Below are 4,633 nucleotides of genomic sequence, written 5' to 3' on the forward strand. Positions count from 1 at the left end.
GTCGGCCGGCGTCACCGGACTCGGCGCAACGACCCGGCCGGCCCGCCAGAGCCGTCGCCGTGCTCGCGAAACCACCCGTCCGCAAGCTTGCCCGTGATCTCGGTGTCGACCTGGGGACGATCGCCGGCACCGGGCCACACGGGACGATCAGTCGCGCCGACGTCGAGGCGGCCCGGGTGCCCACGAACGGCCAGGACGCCGGCCGGGTCCGCCGCATCCCGGTGACAGGTGTCCGGCGAGCGACCGCGCAGGCCATGGTGGCCAGCGCGGCAAACGCGCCACAGGTCACCGAGTTCGTAAGCGTGGACGTCACCGAGACGGTGGCGGCCCGTGAGCGGCTCGCCGCGCTGCCCGAGTTCGCCGATGTCAAGGTGACCCCGCTGCTGTTCGTCGCCAAGGCACTGTTGACGGCCGTCAGCCGCCAGCCAATGATCAATTCACACTGGGAGGACGCGGTCGGCGATGCACCGGCGCAGATCGTTGTCCACGAGTACGTCAATCTCGGGATCGCGGTGGCCTCGCCACGCGGACTCGTCGTACCGAATATCGCGAACGCGGACGCGATGAGTCTCGTCGAGCTCGCGCATGCGCTGCATGAACTGACCATGACCGCCCGCAGCGGAAAGACCACACCGGAGGCGCTGCGTGGCGGGACAATCACAATTACCAACATCGGGGTGTTCGGTGTCGATATCGGAACCCCCATCCTCAATCCGCCGGAAGCGGCGATCCTCGCACTCGGAGCGATCCGTCCGATGCCTTGGGTGCACCAGGGTGAATTGGGGGTCCGGACGGTGGCGCAGCTCGCTCTCACCTTCGACCACCGGATCGTCGACGGCGAGCTCGGCTCCAAGGTGCTCGCGGACATCGCAAGGATGCTCGCCGACCCGGCCGTAACCCTCGCCTGGAACTGAAGGGCCAACGACCGAGGGGCCAACGACAGCGCGATCATGAATTTTTCGCGCTCGGACCTCCCGGGTCGCCGTGCGATCATCGATGAGCACCTGTTCGATGAGCACCTGTTCGAGATGCGGGTGACAGCGGTGCGGACGGCGCACCCAGGCGCCGCGAGCAATCCTCAGTCATCCTTAGTCGTTTTTAAGTCGCCCTGTGCGACAAGCACGGGGGCGGGCCCAGGTCTTCGACGGCATCCGCGAGAGCGGACACAACGGATCAAGCAGAAAGCCCAACCGGAACAAAGAGCGCGGGATGGGGTGGACAACGGAGGAAGGAGCTTGCCTGGTACGGTTGCGCCTTGCTTACGGCTTCCGGTACAGCTTCCGGCACAAAGGGGTGGAACGCATGACGCGCGTGGAGGCACTACAGGCCGCCGACGAATTCGTCGCCAAGGTCCTGACCTCCGCAGGCTCCAGCGGCCGTTTCAACGGCGCCCTCAACCTCGCTGAACGGGTCGACCTGACGCTGCGGGTCGCGAGGTTCCTCCTGGAGGGACAGGGCGCCTCCGAGGCCGACGACATCCTCAAGCGGGACATGCGCAACGAACTGGACCAGGCATTCCCACCACTGCGCACGTCCTAGCGGAGTCCTGGAGGACCCACCGGCGGCACGAAAAGCATGATCGTGCCGCCGGTGGGTCCTCATACCGGCCCGGGGTTTGGCCTGCCCAACCTCCCCGGGCGCGGAAGAAACATGATCGTGCTACTGGAACGCCTCCTCGGAGAGATCCATCAGGTCGAGGTCGGTGGCCTGCAGGACGCCGAGCCGGGCGGACAGTTCGGGAAGCACGTTCGCGGCGAACCAGCGGGCCGCGGACACCTTGCCCTCGTAGAAGACCCGGTCCTTCGCCGGCAGGGTGCCCGATGACGCCGGCGCCAGCGCGTTCTCCGCAACCTCGGCCTGGCGCAGCAGCAACCAGCCGATGATGAGGTCACCGACGCTCATCAGCAGCCGGGTGGTGTTGAGACCGACCTTGTACACATTCCTGGGGTCCTCCGCCGCGCTGGTGAGAAAACCGACCAGCACGCCGACCATGGACTGGACGTTGTCCAGCGCGACACTGAGGATCTCCCGTTCGCGCCGCAGCGAGCCGTCGCCGGTGTCGCCCTTGGTGAACGTCTGGATCTCGGCGAACAGAGCGCCCAGCGCCGTGCTCCTGTCTCGCACGATCTTGCGAAAGAAGAAGTCCTGTCCCTGGATGGACGTGGTGCCCTCGTAAAGAGTATCGATCTTGGAATCCCGGATGTACTGCTCGATCGGATAGTCCTGCAGGTAGCCGGAGCCGCCGAGCACTTGAAGAGACGTTGCGAGCAGCTCGTAGGACCGTTCCGAACCGACGCCCTTGACCACGGGCAGCAGCAGGTCGTTGAGCCGTTCAGCGAGGTCGTCCGGGGTGCCCGCCGCATTTGCCAGGGCAATCCTGTCCTGGATCGTGGCGGTGTACAGGACGAGCGCCCGCATGCCTTCCACATACGCCTTCTGCAGCATGAGCATCCGCCGGACGTCCGGGTGGTGGATAACCGTGACGCGCGGCGCGGTCTTGTCCGTCAGCCGGGTCAGGTCGGCGCCCTGGACACGGGTGCGGGCGAACTCGAGGGCGTTGAGATAGCCGGTGGACAACGTCGCAATGGCCTTGGTGCCCACCATCATCCGGGCGTGCTCGATGACCTCGAACATCTGGGCGATGCCGTTGTGGACGTCACCGACCAGCCAGCCGACCGCGGGCTGCTTCTCACCGAAGCGCAGTTCACAGGTGGTGGAGACCTTCAGCCCCATCTTCTTCTCGACGTTGGACACGTAGACGCCGTTTCGCTCACCGGGCTCGCCGGTGAGCGGGTCCACCAGGAACTTCGGTACCAGGAACATGGACAGGCCCTTGGTACCCGGTCCGTGACCCTCCGGCCGGGCCAGGGTGAGGTGGAAGATGTTCTCCGGTATGTCCCAGTCACCGCTGGTGATGAAGCGCTTCACACCCTCGATGTGCCAGGTGCCGTCGCCCTGGGGCACCGCCCGGGTGCGGCCCGCGCCGACGTCCGAACCGGCGTCGGGCTCGGTGAGGACCATGGTCGCACCCCACTGGCGCTCGATCGCCTGGCGAGCGAGTTTCTTCTGCTCAGCGTTACCGATCCGGTCGAGAATCCCCGCGAAGGTGGGCCCGCTCATGTACATGAACACCGCCGGATTGGATCCGAGGATCAGTTCCGAGGCGGCCCAGGCAACCGAGGGCGAAGCGCCCATCCCCCCTAGGTGCGACGGCACGAACAGGCGCCACCACTCGCCCTCCATGAGGTCGGCGTAGGACTTCTTGAACGACTCCGGCAACGTGACACTGCCGGTGCTGGAGTCGAAGACCGGCGGGTTACGGTCGGCGTCCGAGAACGACTCGGCAATCGGACCGGTCGCCAACCTGTCGACTTCGACGAGTACCTCGTGGGCCGTATCGCGATCCATGTCGGCGAATGGGCCGTGTCCGAGCGTCCGGTCGGCGCCCAGCACTTCGAACAGGTTGAACTCAATGTCGCGGAGGTTGCTCTTGTAGTGCCCCATGGTTGTCTCCCGGGGAAGAGCCGGCCTCGGTGCTCACCGATGGGGCCGGCGTACTCCTACTGGCCAGTAACTCATACCCATGCTACCCGCCGGTAACCATCCTCGGTACAGATGCGTGGAACTCGGAACAACAAGTCGGAGCGAACCGGACCCACGACATTACGTGGCAAAACTTTCCGTGACCGGAAGGTGCCCGATTCTGTGACGGGAAGATGTCCGGAAGGCCGAAGGAAGCGCGATCATGCCTCTTCCGCACTCGGAATTCCTCTCCGGATCCGAGGTCCGGCAGCCGATCGGAAGGCTCGACAGGCCCAGGTTGCCTGCCACCGGACGGACGTGCGAAAACCCGTGAGATCGGGAAGCTAGGACACGTCACTCCAACGAAGATTGCCGTCGGGATCGCGCAGACAGACCACGGGACGCCCGTTCGCACCCTGGACGACCCGGCCGGTGTCGGTGACGGCACACTCGGCGCTCGGTGCGGGAGCGGCCGGGTCGGGCGGCGGCGGGCTTGCCAGCCCCCAGCGCGGCTGGCCCGCATCCGTGCGCTCGCAGTACAGGAGCAGCCCGTTGATGGCCTGTCGCGCAGCGGTGTCGCGCTGCGGCACGCACGGCTGGCCCACGAACACCGGAAACGACCGGTTTGCCGGACCGGCAGCCGGCGAACCGCCGGAGGCATCTCCCGGCACGGCGGGATCATTGTTGTTCAACCCAGGCCGGGATGCCCTGGGGGAGGCCTGCGCATCCGGTCCGACAGTATGCGGATCAGGCCCTTCGGGATCAGTCCCACCCGGGCCGGCGGCACCCGCCCCACCGGCTCCGGACTGCGGCGGCTCGGTCCGGTCACCTGGGTCATCTGGAGGAACGGCCGGGGAGGCCGCAGTCGAGGTCCGTGGCGCGGACACCTCGATATCGGTCGCGGCCGAACCGCACCCGGCCAGCAGGACAGCCGCCAGCCCGACCGCCACGACAGGACCGACCATGCTTCGGACACGGGCCGTGGCATCAGCGCCTACACACCCGCGTCCTACATGTCCAGCCGCCACACCGTCCAGCTTAGTAGCCCGACGATTTAAAGCCTCCAACGGCGCGCGAAAGAAACATGATCGCACCGCCTTCGGCCATCCAG

The 4,633-nt window shown here is 66.4% G+C and carries 4 protein-coding genes; 2 read left to right on the forward strand and 2 right to left on the reverse strand.

Translation table 11 applies throughout. The features are described from left to right. Positions 1 to 914 (forward strand): dihydrolipoamide acetyltransferase family protein (locus DD1DGNOD_RS25820; RefSeq protein WP_131771219.1); only part of this gene is annotated, 914 nt, incomplete at its 5' end. Positions 915 to 1,209: 295 nt separating this feature from the next. Further along, positions 1,210 to 1,539 carry a hypothetical protein gene (locus DD1DGNOD_RS25825; RefSeq protein WP_241255997.1) on the forward strand — a complete coding sequence of 110 codons (330 nt, stop codon included), beginning with the start codon at positions 1,210 to 1,212 and terminating at the stop codon, positions 1,537 to 1,539. Between the two features lie 120 nt (positions 1,540 to 1,659). Here DD1DGNOD_RS25825 and DD1DGNOD_RS25830 read toward each other — a convergent pair whose 3' ends face one another. Together DD1DGNOD_RS25830 and DD1DGNOD_RS25835 are read right to left on the reverse strand one after the other, a co-directional pair. Then, complete coding sequence (locus DD1DGNOD_RS25830; protein ID WP_131771210.1) at positions 1,660 to 3,504, reverse strand: acyl-CoA dehydrogenase; 1,845 nt, start codon at positions 3,502 to 3,504, stop codon at positions 1,660 to 1,662. A gap of 362 nt (positions 3,505 to 3,866) precedes the next feature. Continuing rightward, positions 3,867 to 4,487 (reverse strand): hypothetical protein, encoded by a 621-nt coding sequence (locus DD1DGNOD_RS25835; RefSeq protein WP_131768908.1) that lies wholly within the window; start codon positions 4,485 to 4,487, stop codon positions 3,867 to 3,869. Between the last annotated feature and the right edge of the window lie 146 nt (positions 4,488 to 4,633).

Source organism: Candidatus Protofrankia californiensis (assembly GCF_900634765.1).
Lineage (GTDB): Bacteria > Actinomycetota > Actinomycetes > Frankiales > Frankiaceae > Protofrankia > Protofrankia californiensis.